Below are 20,626 nucleotides of genomic sequence, written 5' to 3' on the forward strand. Positions count from 1 at the left end.
AATTGAAGACCCTTGGCTCACTTCTCCGCGCCGGCGGTGAGCCCGCCGACGAGGTAGCGTTCGAGGAAGAGGTAGATCAGGAGAACCGGCACGGCGACGATCAGCGACGCCGCCGAGATATCGGCCCAGTTCGAGACATACTCGCCCTTCATCGTCGTCAGGCCGAGATTGGCGGTCCAGTTGGTCTGGGCGTTGGTCAGGAACGTGCGCGCATAGGCGTAGTCCGACCAGGAGAGGACGAATCCGTAGAGCGCCGTCGCGGCCAGGCCCGGCGCCGAGACCGGCAGGATGACCCTGACCATCGCGCCGAGCGGCGAGCAGCCATCGACCATCGCCGCCTGCTCGAGCTCGCGCGGGATGGTGTCGAAATAGCCCTTCAGCATCCAGGTCGTGAAAGGCACGATCAGCGTGGCGTGGGCCAGGATCACCGACCAGAGCGAGCCGATCATCCCGGTCATCCGGAAGATGCCGAACAGCGGAATGACCAGCAGCGTCGCCGGCAGCATCTTGGCCGTGAGGATGAACAAGCCCAGCGACTGGCCGCCGCGCACGCGGAAGCGCGAGAGGCTGTAGCCGGCGAGCACCGAGACGAGCATCGAGAGCGTCACCGCCCCGGTGGCGGCGAGAATGGAGTTGCCGAGCCAGAGCAGGATCGGACGCTGCTGGATGATCTCTCCGAAGACGCCCCAGCGCGGCTCCGATGGCCAGAAGGTCGGCGGCAGGGCGCGCAGCTCGGCCGGCGTCGCGAGCGCCGTCACCACGAGCCAGTAGATCGGGAAGACGAGGACCGCGCAGGTCACGACGACCGCGGCGTACAGCAGGATGCGTGCGGAAAGGCTTCGTCTCATCGCGCCGCTCCTCAAACCGTCTCGGGCGCGCGGCCCATCAGCAGGCGGCTCGCGATCACGCAGACGACCAGTGTGACGACGCCGACGGCCGAGGCGTAGCCCATCTTGAAGAAGCCGAAGGCCTGCTCGTAGGTCATGATCGAAAGCGTCTGGGTCGCCTTGAGCGGGCCGCCGCCGGTCATCACGTAGATGATCGAGAAGTCGCGGAAGACCCACAGCATCACCAGGATCAGCGTGACGCCGAGCACCGGCATCAGCGAGGGCAGGGTGATGTTGGTCAGCCGCTGCCAGGCATTCGCGCCGTCGACACGGGCGGCGTTGTAAAAATCCTCCGGGATCGATTGCAGCCCTGCCAGCATCATGATCGAGACGAAGGGATAACCCTTCCACACCATCGTGACGMAAACGACGGCGAAAGCGGCCTCGGGCGAGGAGAACCAGTTGATCGTGGTGTCGATCAGCCCGAGCCGGATGAAGAGCCAGTTCATCAGGCCGAAGGATGAATCGAAGATCCAGGCGWAGATGACGACGGCGACGACTTCCGGCACCGCCCAGGGCAGTGCGACGAGGAGGCGCGCGATCGACTGGCCCTTGAAGCGGTTGTTGACGAGCAGCGCCGTGCTCAGGCCCAGCACGAAGCAGAAGAAGCTGACGATCAGGACGAGCTTGAGCGTGGTCCAGCTCGCATTCCAGAAGTCCGGCGAGGTGAAGAGCCGCTCGTAATTCGCCGTCGTGAAGGGACGCCGCGGCTGGTCCAGCCGCGGGATTCCGACATTCTGGAATGAAAGGTCGACCGAGACGAACAGCGGGTAGACGATGATCAGCCCGATCAGCAGCACCGCCGGCAGCAGCAGCAGATAGCCGAGCCAGTGGCGCCGGCTCGGCCGGGCCAGATCTAGGAATGCGGATCGCGCCATGATCTCTCCGTGACGGGTCGCGTCATTCCCGGGCGGCATGGGCGCCGCACCCGGGAAGTGCGTATCGGAACAGCGTCGGCTTGCGGGATGGCCGGGACAGGGCCGGCCTTGACGCGGCCGTCACTGCTTCTGCAGCGCCTCGGCCTTCTTCTGCATCGTCGCCGCCACGACCTTGGGGTCGAGATCCTGGATGATCATGCGCTGGCTCTCTTCCATGATCATCTTGGCAAACTCGTTGAACTGCAGCTCGAGCCCCTTGGGGATGCGGTCGACCTTGGCGTCGGCGGCAGCCTTGGTCGCCTTCACCAGCAGATCGAAATGCGGCGTGTCCTTGCTCGCGCCCGAGGTGTCGGCGCGCGGGTCCGGCGGGGGCGAGGCGCCGAGCGTCGCATATGTCGACTGGAACTTGTCCGAGGTCGCGATCGCGATGAAGTCCCAGGCGAGCTTCTTGTTCTCGGCCGAGACCTCGGAGGCGATGCCGAGCACGTTGGAGGAGCCGCCGACCGGCGGATTGAACGGCACCATGCCGAGCTTGATCTGATCCTTGGCCTTGCCCTTCTGGATGATCGGCCACAGCCAGGGGCCATCCATCTTCATCGCGATCTTGCCGTCGGCGAAGAGCTGGCGGACCTCTCCGGCGGCGAGATCGCGCGGGGTCAGGCTGTCCTTGACGACGGTCTTCCAGCGGGTGAGGCCCTCGACCATCTGCGGCGTGTCGATCGTGACCTTGCCGCTCTCGTCGGTCCAGCGGCCGCCGGCGTCGAGGGTGTAGTTCATCATCTCGGACATGTACTGGCCGCCGCCGCCGCGGGTCTCGTGGCCGGTGCCGAACTGGTCGACGATGCCGTCGCCGTTGACGTCCTTCGTCAGCTTGCGGGCGGCGGCGAGGAATTCGGCGTAGGTCTTGGGAGCCTCTAGCCCCTCCTTCTTCAGGAGCTCTTCGTTATAGGCCATGAAGTACCCGAAATAGAGCATCATCACGCAGACATTCTGCTTGTTCCAGCTGCAGGTGTCCTGGCCGGCCCAGCCCTTGAGGTCGAGCTTGGCGTTCTTGATGTAGGGGTCGAGCGGCTCCAGCCAGCCATTATCCGCGAACTTCTGGAACTCGAAGGAGGCTAGGTGGACGATGTCGGGCGGTTGGCCGCCGGCGAAGAGCGTCGTCATCGTGTCGGCGAAGGCGCCGCGCTCGACCTTGGTCCATTCGATCTTGACGCCGGGATGGGTCGCCTCGAACTCCTTGATCACGGAGCCCCACCAGTCGCCGGTCCCGCGCTCGTCCTTCTGCCAGGACACGAACTTCAGGACCTTGTTCTGGGCAAGCGCGGGCAGGGCCGTCGTCGTACAGAGCGCGACGAGCGCGCCGGCTGCGAGCCGCTTCCAGTCTGGCATCCTCATGACGTCTCTCCCTCTCGTGTTTCTGCCGTGTTATCCGGCGGTTACGGTGAGTGCTTGTCGAGGAGGCTCAGCGCCTCCTCGGACGGCGCAACGCCCAGACCCGGACCGGTCGGCAGGCTGTAGAAGCCCTCGCGGCAATCCATGTCGCCGGTGAGCAGGCGCCGGTTCGGCTCGAAGATCGAGTGCTGGTATTCGTGACAGCTCACGGCCGAAAGGGCGGCGCTGGCATGCAGGCTCGCGGCCATGAACAGGCCCATGCCGATCGTCGCATGCGGGATGACGGCAAGGTTGTGCGCCTGCGCGTAGTGCCCGATCCGCATGAACTCGGTGACGCCCTTGTGCCCCATCTCCGGCTGGACGATCGCGCAGGCCCGCCGCGCCACTCGCGGCACCAGATCATAGACCGTGCGCCATTCCTCGCCCGCGGCAACCGGCGTCGAGACGCGGGCAGCGACATGGGCGAGGCCGTCGATATCCTCGGGCTTGACCGGGGCCTCGGCAAACCACAGGCCATGCGGTTCCATCGCGCGGATCGCCGAGACGGCCTCCTCGCCCGTGTGGACCCAGTGCATGTCGCAGGCGATCCGGGCCTGAGGCCCCAGCCGCTCGCGCAGCGTCGCGATCTCGGCGACGTTGCCGTCATCGGCGACGGGCGCGGCGAATTTGAAACTGTCGAAGCCTTTGGCCTGCCACTCGGCGGCAAAATCGGCTCGCTCTGCCCGCGTGCGCTTCGGCAGCCCCGAGATGTAGGCGGGCAGGCGCTCGTGCCGCCGCCCGCCAAGCATGGCGACGAGCGGCCGGTCGGCGAGGCGGGCATTGAGGTCCCACAGCGCAATGTCGATGGCTGCGAGCGCGTCGAGATAGAAGCCGCCGGTATAACCGCGCACCCGCATCAGGTCGTAGAGATCCTCATGGATCACCACCACGTCCTGCGGCGAGCGCCCGACGACATAAGGGCCGAGCAGGTCGTCGATGATGGCGATGGCGGCGCCGGGCGCGACGATGCCGTATGTCTCGCCCCAGCCGACGAGGCCGCCGCTCGTCTCCAGCCGCACCACGACCGTGCGGTCCATGGTCGGGTAGACGGTGCGGTTGCCCTTGCGGACGATGTAGCCCTTCGCGTTGACGCTCTCGCCGGGGCGGGGATCGCCGAGATAGACGGTCTCGCGCGGGATCGTCAGCGTGAAGACCTCGACCTTGGCGACGCGCTCGCTCATCGGCCGGTCACCCTGCCTTGCGTGCCGCGGCCGGGGCCGCGAGCAGATCGGCGACGGAGGCGAGCCAAGCGTCGATTTCGGCGCAGTCGACCTCGTCGAGAGGCGGCACGGGCGCGCGGCAGAGATGATTGTGCAGAATTCCGCGCTGCGTCAGCACATATTTGGTGAAGGCCATGCGGAAATTGGCCTGGATGACCAGCAGCGGCAGCGTACGCCGGTAGAGCTCGCGCGCCGTCGCGAGGTCGCCGGCCCGAAAGGCGCGGTCCAGCGCGACATGAACGTCGGTGATCTCCACAGCCGGCATCGCGCCGCAGGCGCCCCGCACATATTCCTCGACGATATAGCGCGCCCCACCGCCGCCGAGCACACCTTTCAGGTGAGCCGGAGCGCCTTTCAGGATCGTGCTGATCGGGCCACCGGAGGGAAGCGTTTCCTCCTTCACATAGGTGATGGCGGGATTGCCGTTGACGATCTGCAGGATGACATCGGGCTTGAGATCGGAGCCCCGCGGAGCGGGCGCATTCTGCAGCACGATCTCGATGCCCGGAACCGCATCCGATATCGCGCGGTAGAAAGCTGCGACCGCGGCGCCATCGATTCCGACGGATTTTGGCGCCTGAATCATCACATGGGTGATCCCGAGTTCGAGGGCGCGCCGCGCATGGCCAGCAGCCTCGTCCGCGGAGGGCGCGCTCGCCCCGGCGACGACTGGAATGCGGCCGGCGACCACCCGCACGATCTCGCGCAGCAGGGTCTCGCGCTCTTCGGCCGTCAGGTTGTCGACCTCGCTGGCGAAGCCCGGAAACACCACGCCCGCCGCTCCCGCGTCGCAGGCAAAGGCCGTGATTCGCGCCATTGCAGCCGGATCGACCGTCCCTGCGGCCGAAAAAGGTGTCGGCAATACCGGCAATATACCGTTCAGAGCCATATCCATCCCTAAGGTCCAATATATGGATCATTTGTTTTCTTATTTGGATCATACGGACGGCTGCGAGATGGCGTCAAGACAGGCAGACGCGTTTCCGCGCGATCGGATTGCGATCCGCGATCGTCATGGGACGAGCAATTGATAAGCGCCGGGCTTTGTCGACGGCCGAGCGCTGGTGCCCTGGCTCGGCGCCGCCGGGCGCGACAGGCCGGAGGCGCCTAAGGCAACTTGAGTAGCGTCTTGAGCGGCAGCGTGCTCTTCACGATCGGCGACTTCAGCACGACATAGCTGAAATACTTCTCGATCCCGATGTTTCGCCGCAGGAGGCTTTCCATCCGCTCCTGGTAATGCGCGATGCTCGGCGCGAGAAAGCGCAGCAAATAGTCGTAGCCGCCGCTGATCAGGTGGCACTCCATCAGTTCGTCGACGTCGCGAATATTGGCTTCGAACTTGGCGAAATCGTCGATGCGATGATCGACCAGCGTGACCTCGGTGAAGACGGTGACGCTGTCGGCCAGCTTGGCGAGGTTGAGCCTTGCACCATAGCCGGTGATGTAGCCGGCGCTTTCCAGCCGCTTCACCCGCTGCAGGCAGGGGCTCGGCGACAGCCCGACCTTCTCGGAGAGCTTGAGATTGGTCTGCGCCCCGTCCAGCTGCAGCTGCACGAGGATGTTGAGGTCGATCCGATCGAGCTTCAGATGTCCGGCCATGTCACTGTTCCTGGTGTCAGGGATCGATCGGGAGTGCGAAGCTCGCCTTCACCCGGTCCATCACCACCATGGTCTTGAAGCCCTTGATGTCGGGGTTCTCGTAGAAGAAGCGGCGCGTGAAGCGCTCATAGTCTTCCATGTCGCGGGCAGTAACATGGAGCACGAAATCGGCGTCGCCGGTGACGTAGAAGCCGATCATCACCTCTTTCGTCGCCCGGATCGAGGCCTTGAAGCGATCGACGATGTCGGCTCGCTCGCGCTCCAGCGTCACCAGCACGAGCATCGAGATCGGCCGCCCGATGGAACGGGGCGAGACGATGGACACGTCTGCCTCGATCACGCCGGTGTCGCGCAGGCGCTTGAGCCGGCGCTGGCAGGCCGTGGCGGAGAGGCCGACGCGCTCGCCGAGTTCGGCCGTGGTCAACCGGTTGTTCTGCTGCACCGCGTCCAGAAGTCTGCGGTCCAAGCTGTCGAGTTCGATCATGCCGAAATCCTGCGCCCCTGTCTTGATATAAGCCGGAAATCATCGCGAAAGCCCGCGCTTCGGCGGCATAGGCCGCATTCTCTGCACTAGCCTCCTCGCCACTCAATCGTCGAAGCGGAGGATGGGATGCGGGATTTATCCGCGAGAGCGCTGAAAAAGCTCAAGCGTGGCGATTTGCTGGAGAGCCGGGCTTTCGTGGATGGAAGCTGGCGCGATGCCGCCGAGCAGATCGCCGTCGTCGATCCCGCGACTCAGGAAGCCATCGCCAGCGTGGCCTCCCTCCCGCTGGAAACCGTCGACGAGGCGGTGGCGGCAGCGGTCGCCGCGCAGAAGCTTTGGCGCGAGCGCCTGCCCGTCGAGCGCGGCCGCCTGCTGCGGGACTGGGCGGCGGCGATGCGCAGCAACAGCGACGACCTTGCCGTGATCATGACCGCCGAGCAGGGCAAGCCGATCGCCGAATCTCATGGCGAGATCGCCTATGCCGCTGCTTTCCTCGACTGGTTTGCGGGCGAGGGCGAGCGCAGCTATGGCGAGACGATCCCAAGCCATCTGCCCGGCAGCCGGCTTTCGGTGCAGATGCAGCCGATCGGCGTTGCCACCGCGGTGACGCCATGGAATTTCCCGAGCGCGATGATCACCCGCAAGGCCGGGGCCGCGCTTGCCGCCGGCTGCGCCATGGTGGTGAAGCCCGCGCCCGAAACGCCGCTCTCGGCGCTGGCGCTGGCAAAGCTTGCGGAAGAGGTCGGGTTCCCGAAGGGCGTGTTTCAGGTGCTGACCGGGGAGGCTGCGCCGCTGGCGCATCGCCTGCTGGCACATACCGATATCCGCGCCTTCTCCTTCACCGGCTCGACGGAGGTCGGCAGGCTCCTGCTGGGCCAGGCCGCGCGGACGGTGAAGCGCGCCTCGCTTGAACTCGGCGGCCACGCACCCTTCATCGTCTTCGACGACGCGCCGCTCGAGCAGGCGGTCATCGGCGGGGTCGCGGCCAAGTTCGCGACCTCCGGCCAGGACTGCCTCGCCGCCAACCGCATCTATGTTCAGCGCGGCGTCTATGAGCGCTTCGTCGCGGCCTATGCGGAGGCGGCCGCGCGCCTCAAGGTCGGCCACGGGATGGAGGAGGGCGTCGATATCGGCCCGATGACGCGCCCTTCCGTTGCCGAGAAGTGCCGCCAGCAGATCGCGCAGGCGCTTGCCGCCGGGGCGCGCATCGTCGCGGGCGGGCAGGACAGCCCGCTCGGCGGCAGCTTCGTCCAGCCGACGGTTCTGGCCGATGTGACCGAGGAGATGACGATCGCCCGCGAGGAGACCTTCGGCCCCGTCGCCGCGATCCTGCCCTTCGATACGGAGGAAGAGGTCGTGGCGCGCGCCAACGCGACCGAGATGGGGCTTGCGGCTTACCTCTACACCCAGGATCTGCGCCGGGCGATGCGCCTCACCGACCAGCTCGAATACGGCATGGTCGCGGTCAACACGCCGAAATTCACCGGCGCCCCCATCCCCTTCGGCGGCTGGAAGCAGTCCGGCCTCGGCCGCGAGGGCTCCCGCCACGGCATCAGCGAATACCTCGAAGCGAAATATGTCTGCTTCGGCAATCTGGCAGCGTAATCAAGGAGATAAGATAATGACGATCGACGTCGCGGCCATCGGCGCGCTGGATCGCGCCAGCACCCTGCACCCCTTCACCCAGCTCAAGGACTTCGCCACCGGAAAGCTCGGCGAGCCCACCATCGTCGAGACCGGCAAGGGCATCCGCATCCAGGACGCGACCGGCCGCAGCTATATCGACGGCTTCGCCGGGCTCTACTGCGTCAATATCGGCTATGGCCGCACCGAAGTCGCCGAGGCGATCTCGCGGCAGGCCTATCGGCTGGCCTATTACCACTCCTACGCCGCCCACACGACGGATGAGCTCGCCATCCTTTCCGACCGCCTCGTGAAGATGGCGCCGGGCAAGATGAGCAAGGTCTTCTACGGGATGTCCGGCTCGGACGCGAACGAGACGCAGGCCAAGCTCGTCTGGTACTACAACAATCTGCGCGGCCAGCCGAAGAAGAAGAAGATCATCTCGCGGCTGCGCGGCTACCATGGCTGCAGCGTCGTTTCCGGCTCGATGACCGGAATGAGTTTCTACCACGACCATATGGACCTGCCGTTCTCCGGCATTCTCCACACCGGCGCACCGCATCACTATTGGGGCGCCCAGCCCGGCGAGACCGAAGCCGAGTTCTCGCAGCGCCTCGCCTCGGAGCTGGAGGAGCTGATCCTGCGCGAAGGGCCGGAAACGGTCGGTGCCTTCATCGGCGAGCCGGTGCTAGGCACGGGCGGCATTACCCCGCCGCCGGAGGGCTACTGGACTGCGATCCAGGCGGTGCTGCGCAAATACGACGTGCTGCTGATAGCCGACGAGGTCGTCACCGGCTTCGGGCGCATCGGCACGCCCTTCGGCTCGCATCTCTATGGCATCGAGCCCGATCTCATCACCGTCGCGAAGGGGCTGACCTCGGCCTATTTCCCGCTCTCGGCGGCGATCGTCGGCGAGAAGGTCTACAAGGTGATGGAGGAGGGCGCGGACCGCGTCGGTGCCTTCTCCCACGGCTACACCTATTCCGGCCATCCGATCGGCGCTGCGGCGGCCAATGCCGTGCTCGACATCGTCGAGAAGGAGGATCTGGCGGGCAAGGCGCGCGATGTCGGTGGCTATTTCCAGGAGCGGCTGAAGGCGACCTTCGCGCAGCTCCCGATCGTCGGCGAGGTTCGCGGCGTCGGCATGCTGGGCGCGCTCGAATTCGTCGCCAATCGCGAGGCCAAAACGCGTTTCGATCCCGGCCTCAAGGTCGGCGCCCGCATCTCCAAGGCGGCGCGCGATCGCGGGCTGATCGCGCGCGCCATGCCGCATGGCGAGATCCTCGGCTTCGCGCCGCCGCTGGTGACGAGCCGCGACGACATCGACGAGATCGTTGCCATCGCCGAGAAGGCCGTGCGGCAGGTGATGGAAGAGCTTGCCCGCGACAAGGTCGCGCTCGCCTGAGATGATGACGCGGTCCTCACAGGACGGACATGAAAAAGGGGCCCGCCGATCCGGCTGGCCCCGCAAGGCTGGGAGCTTTGCCCGGCCTGATGGCTCAGGCGTCCTCCAGCTCCCGCTTCATCTCCTCCATGTCCTGGAAGCGGTCGGCGAGGCGGGGATGGGCGCGGCTGTTGTCGGCGGCGCCGATGGCGACCAGAACCTCGTCGGCGGCGGGGGCATCCGGGATCTGGAACTGGGCGGTGAGGAAGTGCGAGCGCTTGCCGGTCTCGCTCTTGTGGATCATCGGCAGCGAGAGCAGGGCGCCCGGCGCGTTGCGGGTGTTGGTGAAGCTCAGATAGGCCGTGCCCTTGACGGCATCGCGGAACATGTTGCCGAAACGCAGGGTGTGGATCAGCGCCGAGGCATGCTCGATCTCGCCGTTGGTGCCGACGGCCGCGGCCTTGCCATAGGCCTCGACCTGCTCGGCCGGCATCACCGCGACGAGGCGCTTGGTCAGTTCCGCGCCGAGATGCGGGGCGATGCGGAATATCTCGGGGCGCAGGTTCTCGACGAAGCCCTGGCCGGCCCACGGATTGCGCAGCACGGCGGCGACGATGACGAAGCGCACCGGCTTGTCGGCAGCCTTGCCGCCCTCGATGAAGGTTTCCTCGACGAAGGTCGAGATCTTGCGCAGGCCGTAATCCATGGCGTGTCCACCTGTTGCGATCGTGAAAGGGTGGCGAAGCGTAGCGGCGGCGTTCCCGCCACGTCTTCCATCGGATCGCGGGAAGAAATGCGTGGATGGACCTGCGATGCGGCGTAAGATCGAGCGTGGTGGATAGGAGAAGCCCATGGCGGATCAGGCATCGCAGATGCGCTCGCTGCGCGACGTCGCCAGCCAGATCAACTCGGGCGGCGATCTCGATACGGTGCTCCGCGATCTCATCCGCGCGGCCTGCGAGCATGGCGGCTGGGCGCTTGGCTCGATCATGGCGATCGATGCGCCCCACGGCGAGGCTCATGTCGTCGTCCGGCACGATCCCACCCTGCTGCGCCGGCGTCTCGAGAACCGCTGGGAACTGGCGACCAGCCCGGCCCTGATCGCGCTCCAGCGCAACGAGCCCGTCTACATCCGCGATGCGCGTGCTTCGGACGAGTTCCCCGGCTATCGTCGCGAGGCCTTCGAGCGCGACTACCGCACCGTGCTGGTGCTGCCGATGAGCTGTTCCGACGAGCAGGGCCGTCCGATGGTGCTGAACGTCGTCTCCCGCGACGTGACGGACGTCTCGGCAGACGATCTCGCCTTCATGAGCATGATCGTCCATCTCGGCGGCATCGCCGTCGAGCGCGAGCATCGCCTGCGCGCACAGCGCCAGGCGGCGGAGCAGTTGCAAAATGCCCTGCAGACGCAGACCATGCTGCTGCAGGAGGTGCTGTCCGGCGGATCGGCCTCGGCACTGTCCGAGATGCTCGCGGAGCTCCTGCCGGATGCAATCCTCGTCGTCGATTTTGCCGGCAATGCGCTCGCGGCGAGCCGCTCGCCGGCGCCGCTACATTTCGACGACACGGCCTGGCAACGGGCGCTCGATGGTCCAATCGGCAGCCAGATCACCGCGGCGGCTCGTGACGCCGTGGCGGCGGGGCGGGCCGAGCCACAGAGCCTGCGGCTTGACGATGCGGGCCGGCGGCTTCAGGTCATGGCCCGCATAGACGCGCTCAACGTCGACGGGCAACCGGTCGGCGCTCTCGTGATCTTTCCGGAGGCGGGCGAGGCGACGGGTGACCTCCAGCGATTGCTGCTCGACAGCGTGAAGTTCGCGCTCAGTGTCCAGATGATGCGCAGCGTCATCCGGTTTCGCTTCGAGACGCGCACGCTCACCGAGCTGTTCTTCGAGATCGTCGAACGGCGCTGGCGCGATGCGGATGACATCATCCAGCGCGGCCGCCGGCTCGGGCTCGCGCTGGCCGCACCCGCCCGGATGATCGTGGTCGACTTCCCTGATGGTGCGTCCCTGCCGGCCGATATCGGCGTCGATTCCCACCACGCCGTGACGCGGCTCGCGCGGCAGATGAACCTGGCGGTCAGCGTGGTCGCGGTCGGCGGCGGCCTTGTCTGCCTCGTTCCGGAGGAGAAAAGCGGAGAGGCCGAGCGGGCGGGGCGGCTGGCGCGGCGCATGGTCGAGGCGCTCAGGCACAGCTTCAACCGGGAGCCGATCGTGGTGCTGGGCGGCATCTGCGACGGGCTCGACAGCTACCCGAAGGAATGGGAGCGCTGCTGGCGCATGATCCGCATCGCGCGCTCCTTCGGGCGCAGCGGAATCCTGTCGGCCTTCGATTTCGGGCCGATGCCGATGCTGATCGGTGCTGCCGAGTCGGTGGATGTGCGCAGCTTCGTCGACGGGGCGATCGGCGCGGTGATTGCGCATGACCGCAAGCACGAGACGCCTTACCTGGAGACGCTGTCCGCCTATCTGCGCGAAGGCTGCCGCGCGCAGGCCTGCGCCGATGCGATGGGGCTGCACGTCACGACCCTGCGCTACCGGCTCTCCCGCATCCAGGATCTCTTCGGCATCGATCCCGAGACGGCCGACAAGCGCTTCGCCATCGAGCTCGCCATTCGGCTGCACGGCGTCATCGAAAGCAGCCAGGTGCCGGCGGCCTGAGGTTTTCGCCGGCTCCATCGGTTCAGCGAAACATTTCCTCCATTCCTCCCATCGTTCATAGGAAGAAGCGGGCCTATCCGAAGCCTAGCCTCTCGCCACGATCCCCGCATTGATCGAGGTGAGGCGGATGCTCGCTCCCGCGGAAAAGACAGCCAACCTGATCGACCCGGTCGCTCTGCGCCGCGCGTTCGGAACTTTCGTCACCGGCGTCACCGTCATTACGACGCGCGATGCCGACGGCACGCCGCGCGGCATGACCGCGAATTCCTTCACCTCGGTCTCGCTCGACCCGCCGCTGCTGCTCGTCTGCGTCGGCAAGGGTGCCCACAGCTACGGCGCCTTCAACAGCTCGGACTCCTTCGCCGTCAACCTGCTGCACGAGGCGCAGACGGACGTCTCCAACCTCTTCGCCTCCAAGGCGGCGAACAAGTTCGACACCGTCAGCCATGACCGCGTCCATACCGGCGCGCCGATCCTGACCGATTGTCTGACCTGGTTCGATTGCACGATGCACAGCCGCGTCGATGCCGGCGATCATGTCGTGCTGATCGGCGAGGTGCAGGCTTTCGGCACCAGCCCCGCGGCGCCGCTCGGCTTCTGCCGCGGCCGCTATGCCAATGTGAAGGATCCGCTGCCGCCGGGCTGGCTCGAATCGCAAGGCATGATCGTCGGTTACCTGATCGAATCCGACGGGCATCTGCTGCTGCGTTCGGACGGGAAGGGCGGCTGGGGGCTGCCCAGCGCGAAGCGCCGTATCGCCGACAACGAATTGAAGCTCGACGGTGGCGGCGCGTTGACGCTCGTGCCCGACGATACCTTCCTCTACTCCGTCTTCGACGTCAGCGATGGCGATCCGGGCTATCTGATCTACCGCGCCCGGCTCGCGCAGGATTCCGCCTCGGTCGCGCTGTCGCCAGGGCTCAAGTTCTTCCCGATCGACCAGCTTCCCTACGACGCGATCCCTACCCGCGAGATCAGCTCGATGCTGCGCCGCTATGCCCGGGAGAGCGCCAGCAAGCGCTTCGGAATCTACATGGATTCCAACGATGGCGGCCGCCTCGCCATGGTCGGCGAGGCGCAGCCCTGGGCCACCCTTCCGCAATCCTGAGCCGGCAGAGCGAGCATGAAGACCACTGTCCAATCCCTCGAAGGTTCGCGCCAGGGCCTGTTCATCGACGGCGCCTTCGTCGCGCCGAAGAGCGGCATCTACGTGCCGTCCTTCGATCCGACGACGGCCGAACCCTGGTACGAATTCGCCCAGGGCGATGCCGCCGATGTCGATGCCGCCGTTCGCTCGGCCCGTGCGGCCTTCGTCAACCCGGCCTGGCGACGCATGACGCAGACGGAGCGCGGCAAGCTGGTGCGCCGCCTCGGCGAGCTCGTGCTCGAGAACGCCGACGAACTGGCGATGATCGAATGCCGCGACAACGGCAAGCTGCTCAAGGAGATGCGCGCCCAGATGCGGGCGATCCCGGACTCCTATCTCTACTTCGCCGGGATGGCCGACAAGCTTCAGGGCGACACGATCCCGGTCAACAAGCTCGACTCGCTGAACTTCAACCTGCGCGAGCCGCTCGGCGTGATCGGCATGATCATCCCGTGGAACTCGCCGCTGATGATGCTGACCGGCACGCTCGCGCCCTGCCTCGCCATCGGCAACACCATCGTGGTGAAGCCCTCCGAGCACGCCACCGCATCTAGCCTCGCGCTGGCGGAACTCGCGATCGCGGCCGGCATTCCGCCTGGTGTCGTCAACGTCGTCACCGGCGACGGTGCCGTCACCGGCGAGGCGCTGACGCGCCATCCCGGCGTCGCCAAATACGTCTTCACCGGCTCGACCTTCACCGGCCGCAAGATCGCCGGCAACGCCGCGCAGAACCTCGTGCCCTGCCAGATGGAGCTGGGCGGCAAGTCCCCCCATGTCATCTTCTCCGATGTCGATATCGACCGCGCCGTCAACGGCGTCGTCTCCGGCGTCTTCGCGGCGGCCGGCCAGACCTGCGTCGCCGGCTCGCGCTGCTTCGTCGAGCAGCCGATCTACGATCGCTTCGTCGAGGCGCTGGTCGACCGCACGCGCCGCATCAAGGTCGGCCATCCGCAGACCGAGGACACCGATATCGGCCCGGTCGCGCTGGCTTCCCAGCTCGCGAAGGTCGAGGACTATGTCGGCTCCGGCGTGCGCGAAGGCGCCAAGGTCGCGGTCGGCGGCCGCAAGCCGCAGGACGGCGAGCTGGCGCGCGGCTGGTATTTCGAGCCCACGGTGATGACCGAGGCCAGCAACGACATGCGCTTCATGCGCGAGGAGATCTTCGGACCGGTCGTCGGCGTCGTGCCGTTCAAGACCGAGGAGGAGATGATCCAGCTCGCCAACGACACGGAATACGGGCTGGCTTCCGGCATCTGGACCAGGGACATCGACCGGGCCATGCGCTTCGCCCGCAACATCGATGCCGGCACCGTCTGGATCAACACCTACCGCTCCGCCGCCTACATGTCCGCCAATGGCGGGATGAAGAACAGCGGCTATGGCCGCCGCGGCGGCTTCGAGGTCATGCGCGAATTCTCGCGCCTGAAGAACGTTCTCATCGACTATTCGGGCGCCATGCAGGACCCGTTCGTGATCCGCCTGCGCTGAGCCAGAACGGAGGAAAGCCATGAAATTCGCCGTTTCCATCAGCATGGAGCGCTTCTCGCCGGGCGAGTCCGTGCAGGACGCCCTCAGGAACTTCCGCGCTCTGGCGAAGATCGCCGACGAGGGTGGTTTCGAGACGCTCTGGACCGCCGAGCACCACACCATCGAGTGCACGATCTCGCCGAACCCCTTCCAGACGCTGACCTGGCTTGCCCAGCATACCGACCGCATCCGGTTGGGCACCGCGACGCTGGTCGCGCCCTACTGGTCGCCGATCCGGCTCGCCGGCGAGGCCGCGCTTTGCGACCATCTCACCGGCGGACGCCTCGAATTCGGCATCGCGCGCGGCGCCTATCAGTACGAGTTCGACCGCATGGCCGGCGGCATCCCACAGCAGCAGGGTGTCGCCTACATGCAGGAGCTGGTGCCGGCCGTGCAGAAGCTCTGGGCCGGCGACTACGCACATGACGGCCATTACTGGAAGTTCCCGCTCGCGACCTCGGTGCCCAAGCCCCTGCAGCAGCCGCACCCGGCGATCTGGGTCGCGGCGCGCGATCCCGGCACCTTCGACTGGGCGGTCGGCATGGGCGCCAACATCCTCTCGACCCCGCTTTCGGCGCCGCCTGCCGAGGTCGGCGTGCTCGGCGAGAAATTCCGCAAGGCCGTCGCCGACCATCCCGAGCGCCCGCGTCCGCGCCTGATGATGCAGCGGCGCACCTGCGTCTACGACCGTAAGGAGGATTGGGAGCTCGCGGTGCGGCACTCGGTCGATTACGGCGGCTATTTCGAGAACCTGATGCAGAACAGCGGCACGGTTACGAACGGCTTCCCCGAGGCCATTCCTTTCGAGACCATCGCCAACCGCGACAACTACAATCCGCAGGCGGTGCGCGACAATCTGATGTTCGGCACGCCGGACGAGGTGATCAGGAAGCTGCAGGTCTACGAGGATGCCGGCGTCGACCAGTATACGCTCGGCCTCTCCTTCAACTTGCCCTTCGAGCTGCAGGTGAAGACGCTGCGCCTCTTCATTGACGAGGTGATGCCGCATTTCGCTGCCCGCGAGCGGGACAGCGCCAAGGTGACGGGGCAGTCGCCGCGCCTGGCTGCTGTGGGGCACTGAGCCATGGCCGGAGGCTCGACCGCTCGGCGTTTCGAGGCTGCGGAAGGGGCGCAGAGCCTGACCGTCGGCGGCGTGACGCTCAACTATCGCGTGGTGGGGCAGGGCGAGCCGCTCATCTGCATCCATGGCGTCGGCTCTTATCTGGAGGCCTGGGAAGGCGTTGCCGAGCGCCTCTCCGACCGCTTCCGCATCCTGACTTTCGACCTGCGCGGCCATGGCCGGTCGAGCAAGGTGCGCGGGCGTTACGAGATCGACGATTTCGTCGGTGACGTGCTGGCGCTGGCCGACCATGCCGGCTTCGACAGCTTCAATCTCGCCGGCTTCTCGCTCGGCGGGCTGATCGCGCAGCGCATCGCGCTGACGCATCAGCAGCGCATCCGCCGGCTCGTGCTGCTCGCGACGGTGGCCGGGCGGACGGAGGAGGAGCGCGAGCGCGTCGAGGCGCGGCTCGCGGCACTGCAGGCGGGCGATCGTGGCTCGCATTACGACGCCTCGCTCTCGCGCTGGCTGACCGAAGGCTTCCAGGCAGAGAACCCGGAGCTCATCACGAAGCTGCGCCAGCGCAACGCGGAAAATGACCCGGAGTGCTATGCTGCGGCCTATCGCGTGCTGGCGCAGACGGATTTCGGCGGGCTGCTCGACCAGATCCGCGTCCCGGTCCTGATCGCGACCGGCGAGGAGGATGCCGGCTCCAACCCGCGCATGGCGCTCTACATGCACGAGCGCATCACCGGCTCGAAGCTGCATATCCTGCCGGGCCTGCGTCACTCGATCCTGACCGAGGCGCCCGCGCGGGTCGCCGGGTTGATGCGCGATTTCCTCGGCGACGGCACGGAGGAACAGCAAGCATGATCGTCGAGGAACGCATCTACCGCATCCGCAACGGACGCATGGGCCGCTATCTGCAGCTCGTGCGCGAGGAGGGGCTGGCGATCCAGCAGCCGATCCTCGGCCAGCTGGTCGGCTACTTCACGACCGAGATCGGGGCACTCAGCCATGTGACCCATCTCTGGGCCTATGCCGATTTCGAGGACAGGACACGCCGGCGCCGGCAGCTCGCGGATGATCCGCGCTGGCAGGCCTTCCTGCCCAAGCTTTCGGAGAACATCGAGCAGGCCGAGAACCGGATCCTGCTGCCCACGGATTTTTCGCCGCTGCGCTAGCGGCGGCGGCGCACATCTTCCTCCGGGGGGACGAGGGAGGGTTTCGATCCTCCATCGGATCGGAGGAAGACGCGTCATCTCGGCCGGCACTTAATCGGTGTCGGCAGGCAGGTCGAGCAAGCCCGGTTCAATCGGGCGCCGAGAAGAGGGGTCGGGACATGACCGAGCGACTGCAGATCCAGAATCTGTACAAGATATTTTCCAATACGCCTGCGCCCGCGCTGGAGATGCTGGCGAAGGGCGGCAACAAGAACGAGGTCTTCGAGAAGCTCGGCGCGGTGGTCGGGCTCAACGACGTCTCGCTGAGCGTCCCGCAGGGCGCCATGTACATGGTCATGGGCCTGTCGGGTTCCGGCAAGTCGACGCTGGCCCGCTCCATCAACCGGCTGAACGAGCCGAGCGCCGGCAAGATCCTGCTCGACGGGCGCGACATCGTCCCGCTCGGGGAGGAGGATTTGCGAGAGGTGCGTCGCACACGCATCTCGATGGTCTTCCAGCATTTCGCGCTGCTGCCCAACAAGCGTGTCATCGAGAATGTCGAGTTCGGCCTGAAGCTGCGCGGTATCGCCCCGGCCGAGCGCCGTCGCCGTGCCGAAGAGGTGCTGACCGTCGTCGGCCTYGGCCGCTGGGGATACCATTACCCGCACGAGCTTTCGGGCGGCATGCGCCAGCGCGTCGGCCTCGCCCGCGCGCTCGCCACTGACGCCGACATCCTGATCATGGACGAGGCTTTCAGCGCGCTCGACCCGCTGATCCGCACCGAGATGCAGGACGAGCTGCTGCGCCTGCAGCGCACGCTGAACAAGACGATCCTGTTCATCACCCACGACTTCCAGGAGGCGCTGAAGCTCGGCACCCGCATCGCCATCATGTCCGAGGGCGAGTTGGTCCGCGAAGGCACGCCGCAGTCGATCGTGCTGGAGCCGGGCAGCGACTATGTCGCCGCCTTCACCCGCGAGATCGACCGGGCCCGCCTGTTCGACGCGCGCTCGGTGATGCGGCCGGCCGAGCCGATCCTGCAGTCGGAGCGCGGCACGCTCGTCGGCGAGACGGGTGGTTTCGGATTCGTGCTGGATCGCGACGGCAAGGTGCTCGGGGCGCTCGATGCCGAGGCCTGTGGCCGTGCCCGCGCCAGCGGAGAAATCGCTGTGCCGAGCGGCGACTATGTCAGCGTCCGGCCCGGCGCGAAGCTCCTGGAGGTCGCGCGCAGCTATCGCGACGGCCAACCGATCGCGGTCGTCGACGAGCAGGGCAAGTTCATGGGCTCGCTCGGGGCCGACGACATCCTGGCCCGCATCTCCTCCACCACTCCCAAGACCGTTCCCGCTGGAGAGCGCCATGTTTAAGGCCGACGATCTTGCCGTCTTCCCGATCGACGCCTGGATCCAGCAGGGCGTCAGCTGGGTCGCGCTCAACCTGCGGCCGATCTTCCTGGCCATCAAATGGCCGGTCGAGAGCCTGCTCAGCCTGAACGACTGGGTTCTCCACGCCATTCCGTTCCCGCTCTTCGTGGTCGGCTTCTTCCTGCTGGCCTGGCGGCTCTCGACAGTGGGCATCGCCGTGTTCAGCGCCGTCTCGCTGATCGTCATCGCCATGCTCGGCGTCTGGAACGAGGCGATGACGACGCTGTCGCTGATCTCGACCGCGATCGTCTTCTGCGCGGTGATCGGCATCCCGATGGGCATCTGGTGCGCGCGCAGCGACCGGGTCTGGAACGTGGTGCGCCCGATCCTCGACATCATGCAGACGACGCCGAGCTTCGTTTATCTCGTTCCCGTCGTGATGCTGTTCGGCGTCGGCACGGTGCCGGGCGAAGTCGCTGTCGTCACGGCCGCCGCGCCGCCGCTGATCCGCTTCACCAATCTCGGCATCCGCATGGTCGAGCACGAGATCGTCGAGGCCGGCCTCGCCTTCGGTGCCGACAAGCGCCAGCTCCTCTTCGAGATCCAGCTGCCGCTCGCGATCCCGACCATCCTCGGCGGCCTGAACCAGACGGTCCTCACGGCGATGGTCCTGTCGGTCGTCGTCGCGATGATCGGCGCCGAGGGCCTCGGCCTGGTCGTGCTCCAGGGTCTCGGGCGCCTCGATGTCGGTCGCGCCGCGGTCGGCGGCATCGCCATCGTCCTGCTCGCCATGGTGCTCGACCGGATCACGCAGAAGCTCGCCGCGCCGAAGGCAGGCGGCAGGTCGGCCGCGCGCGCCTCGCTGCTCGGCACGGTGGCGCGCCTGTTCAAGGGCGGGCGGCCCGATGATGCCGGCGCGGTGGCCGCATCGGCCAAGCAGGCTGTCTGACGCATCGCCAGATGCGCCGGCAAACCGGGCCGGAGTGCGGTTGCACCCGGCCTGGAAGGCCCGCCGCGAGGCGGGAAGGGGAATAACAAAAAGCAGCGCAAGGCAGGCCGGCACGAAGTGCCGGACAACGAGGAGAACGAGATGATGACCATCAACAGGCTTAAGGTTCTGACGGCCGCCGCCGCAGTAGGCGTGCTCGCCTTTGCTGCCGCCCCGCCGCAAGCGCAGGAGCTGCCGGGCAAGGGCAAGACGATCCGCTACGCCCAGAGCGACAGCCTCGGCGCGAACTATGTCACCGCCCAGATCGTGATGAAGGCGCTGAAGGAGCTCGGCTACGACATCAAGCTCAGCACCGTGAACACGACGCTGTTCTTCCAGGCCGCGGCGCAGGGCGACCTCGACCTCGCGACCGACGTGAACTTTCCGCAGCGCGAGCCGGGTTTCCGGGCGGTCGAGAAGGATGCGGAGATCGTCGGCGGCGGCCTGATCGTCGGCGGCGGAATCAACGGCTATCTGATCGACAAGAAGACGGCCGACGCCAACAACATCACCTCGCTGGTCCAGATGAAGGACCCGAAGATCGCGGCCCTGTTCGGCAAGGACGGCAAGGCCGATCTCATCAATTGCGACCCCGGCTGGAGCTGCGGCGACGTCGTCGATTTCCAGCTCGACAAGTTCGGCCTGAAGGACAATGTGAAGTCCATCCGCGGCAAGTACGAGGCGCTGATGGTCGAGGCCGTGGCGCGGGTGAAGCGCGGCGAGCCGGCCTTCTTCTACGCCTGGAGCCCGTCCTGGGTGAACAACGCGCTCGTCCCGGGCAAGGACGTCGTCTGGCTGCCGACGCCGGAGGATGCGCTGCCGGCTTCCGTCCCGAACAAGGGCTCGGCGCTGGTCAAAGGCGTCAAGGGCTGCGCCGGCGGCGCCGATCCCTGCCGCATGGCCATGGCTTCCTGGAACTGGGGCTCGGTCGCGAACAAGAAGTTCGTTGCCGCCAACCCGGCCGTCAAGGCGCTCATCGAGAACATGAAGTTCCCTCTCGAGGAGTGGTCGTACTGGGAGTTCAACATCAACAAGAACGGCGGCAACAACGCCCTGATCACCAAGATGGCCGACGAATGGATCGGCGCGCGCAAGACGCAGTTCGACAGCTGGGTCGCGGCCGGGCGCGCGGCGAAGTAAGCCGAAACTCCAGTCTGAGCTTTCACGGGCGAGGCCGGTCTCCGGCCTCGCCCTTTTCTTTGTTTCCG

General features: G+C 66.5%; 20 protein-coding genes. 12 read left to right on the plus strand and 8 right to left on the minus strand.

The window, feature by feature from the left end; genetic code table 11:
- Positions 1 to 17: 17 nt before the first annotated feature.
- From AC1DVA_RS17145 to AC1DVA_RS17165, 5 genes are all read right to left on the minus strand, one after another.
- Entirely contained in the window at positions 18 to 848 is an 831-nt protein-coding gene (locus tag AC1DVA_RS17145; RefSeq protein WP_476806667.1) for a carbohydrate ABC transporter permease, read from the minus strand.
- 11 nt (positions 849 to 859) lie between these two features.
- A complete protein-coding gene (locus tag AC1DVA_RS17150) occupies positions 860 to 1,765 on the minus strand; it encodes a carbohydrate ABC transporter permease (RefSeq protein WP_476806668.1) in 906 nt (301 codons plus the stop codon).
- A gap of 120 nt (positions 1,766 to 1,885) precedes the next feature.
- Positions 1,886 to 3,160 carry an ABC transporter substrate-binding protein gene (locus tag AC1DVA_RS17155; RefSeq protein ID WP_476806669.1) on the minus strand — a complete coding sequence of 425 codons (1,275 nt, stop codon included), beginning with the start codon at positions 3,158 to 3,160 and terminating at the stop codon, positions 1,886 to 1,888.
- 41 nt (positions 3,161 to 3,201) lie between these two features.
- A complete protein-coding gene (locus AC1DVA_RS17160; protein ID WP_476806670.1) occupies positions 3,202 to 4,377 on the minus strand; it encodes a mandelate racemase/muconate lactonizing enzyme family protein in 1,176 nt (391 codons plus the stop codon).
- Positions 4,378 to 4,384: 7 nt separating this feature from the next.
- Positions 4,385 to 5,311 (minus strand): dihydrodipicolinate synthase family protein, encoded by a 927-nt coding sequence (locus AC1DVA_RS17165; RefSeq protein ID WP_476806671.1) that lies wholly within the window; start codon positions 5,309 to 5,311, stop codon positions 4,385 to 4,387.
- Between AC1DVA_RS17165 and AC1DVA_RS17170 the strand changes: the two genes are divergently transcribed.
- Positions 5,220 to 5,447 carry a hypothetical protein gene (locus tag AC1DVA_RS17170; RefSeq protein ID WP_476806709.1) on the plus strand — a complete coding sequence of 76 codons (228 nt, stop codon included), beginning with the start codon at positions 5,220 to 5,222 and terminating at the stop codon, positions 5,445 to 5,447. The genes AC1DVA_RS17165 and AC1DVA_RS17170 overlap by 92 nt on opposite strands.
- Before the next feature lie 76 nt (positions 5,448 to 5,523).
- On the opposite strand, the gene AC1DVA_RS17175 is transcribed toward AC1DVA_RS17170, so the two are convergent.
- Both AC1DVA_RS17175 and AC1DVA_RS17180 read right to left on the minus strand, forming a co-directional pair.
- Positions 5,524 to 6,003, minus strand: a complete 480-nt coding sequence (locus AC1DVA_RS17175; RefSeq protein ID WP_265054822.1) for an Lrp/AsnC family transcriptional regulator — start codon at positions 6,001 to 6,003, stop codon at positions 5,524 to 5,526.
- A 28-nt stretch (positions 6,004 to 6,031) separates the two neighbouring features.
- On the minus strand, positions 6,032 to 6,499 hold the full coding sequence (locus AC1DVA_RS17180) for an Lrp/AsnC family transcriptional regulator (RefSeq protein ID WP_476806672.1): 468 nt from the start codon (positions 6,497 to 6,499) through the stop codon (positions 6,032 to 6,034).
- 126 nt (positions 6,500 to 6,625) lie between these two features.
- Here AC1DVA_RS17180 and AC1DVA_RS17185 point away from each other — a divergent pair, with 126 nt between their 5' ends.
- Both AC1DVA_RS17185 and AC1DVA_RS17190 read left to right on the plus strand, forming a co-directional pair.
- The gene (locus AC1DVA_RS17185) at positions 6,626 to 8,104 is read left to right on the plus strand and encodes an NAD-dependent succinate-semialdehyde dehydrogenase (protein WP_476806673.1); all 1,479 of its coding nucleotides are present in this window, start codon (positions 6,626 to 6,628) and stop codon (positions 8,102 to 8,104) included.
- 16 nt (positions 8,105 to 8,120) lie between these two features.
- Positions 8,121 to 9,527, plus strand: a complete 1,407-nt coding sequence (locus tag AC1DVA_RS17190) for an aminotransferase (RefSeq protein WP_476806674.1) — start codon at positions 8,121 to 8,123, stop codon at positions 9,525 to 9,527.
- Positions 9,528 to 9,621: 94 nt separating this feature from the next.
- Here the strand turns inward: AC1DVA_RS17190 and AC1DVA_RS17195 are convergent, their stop codons facing one another.
- Positions 9,622 to 10,212 carry an amino acid synthesis family protein gene (locus AC1DVA_RS17195; protein ID WP_265053324.1) on the minus strand — a complete coding sequence of 197 codons (591 nt, stop codon included), beginning with the start codon at positions 10,210 to 10,212 and terminating at the stop codon, positions 9,622 to 9,624.
- 145 nt (positions 10,213 to 10,357) lie between these two features.
- Here AC1DVA_RS17195 and AC1DVA_RS17200 point away from each other — a divergent pair, with 145 nt between their 5' ends.
- The 9 genes from AC1DVA_RS17200 (at position 10,358) to proX (ending at position 20,558) form a co-directional block, all read left to right on the plus strand.
- On the plus strand, positions 10,358 to 12,169 hold the full coding sequence (locus AC1DVA_RS17200) for a helix-turn-helix domain-containing protein (RefSeq protein WP_476806675.1): 1,812 nt from the start codon (positions 10,358 to 10,360) through the stop codon (positions 12,167 to 12,169).
- 127 nt (positions 12,170 to 12,296) lie between these two features.
- Complete coding sequence (locus tag AC1DVA_RS17205) at positions 12,297 to 13,277, plus strand: flavin reductase (protein WP_476806676.1); 981 nt, start codon at positions 12,297 to 12,299, stop codon at positions 13,275 to 13,277.
- A gap of 15 nt (positions 13,278 to 13,292) precedes the next feature.
- On the plus strand, positions 13,293 to 14,804 hold the full coding sequence (locus AC1DVA_RS17210) for an aldehyde dehydrogenase (protein ID WP_476806677.1): 1,512 nt from the start codon (positions 13,293 to 13,295) through the stop codon (positions 14,802 to 14,804).
- Positions 14,805 to 14,823: 19 nt separating this feature from the next.
- A complete protein-coding gene (locus AC1DVA_RS17215; RefSeq protein WP_476806678.1) occupies positions 14,824 to 15,924 on the plus strand; it encodes an LLM class flavin-dependent oxidoreductase in 1,101 nt (366 codons plus the stop codon).
- Between the two features lie 3 nt (positions 15,925 to 15,927).
- Complete coding sequence (locus tag AC1DVA_RS17220) at positions 15,928 to 16,776, plus strand: alpha/beta fold hydrolase (protein WP_476806679.1); 849 nt, start codon at positions 15,928 to 15,930, stop codon at positions 16,774 to 16,776.
- Entirely contained in the window at positions 16,773 to 17,087 is a 315-nt protein-coding gene (locus AC1DVA_RS17225) for an NIPSNAP family protein (protein WP_476806680.1), read from the plus strand. Before AC1DVA_RS17220 ends, AC1DVA_RS17225 begins: the two co-directional genes overlap by 4 nt.
- Before the next feature lie 158 nt (positions 17,088 to 17,245).
- Positions 17,246 to 18,433 carry a quaternary amine ABC transporter ATP-binding protein gene (locus AC1DVA_RS17230; protein WP_476806681.1) on the plus strand — a complete coding sequence of 396 codons (1,188 nt, stop codon included), beginning with the start codon at positions 17,246 to 17,248 and terminating at the stop codon, positions 18,431 to 18,433.
- Positions 18,426 to 19,379: an ABC transporter permease gene (locus AC1DVA_RS17235; RefSeq protein WP_265053332.1), complete on the plus strand. Its 954-nt coding sequence runs from the start codon at positions 18,426 to 18,428 to the stop codon at positions 19,377 to 19,379. Before AC1DVA_RS17230 ends, AC1DVA_RS17235 begins: the two co-directional genes overlap by 8 nt.
- A gap of 141 nt (positions 19,380 to 19,520) precedes the next feature.
- Positions 19,521 to 20,558, plus strand: coding sequence for a glycine betaine/L-proline ABC transporter substrate-binding protein ProX (proX, locus tag AC1DVA_RS17240; protein ID WP_476806682.1), 1,038 nt, complete (start codon positions 19,521 to 19,523; stop codon positions 20,556 to 20,558).
- Positions 20,559 to 20,626: the final 68 nt, after the last annotated feature.

Source organism: Allobosea sp. P4_C6 (assembly GCF_056402015.1).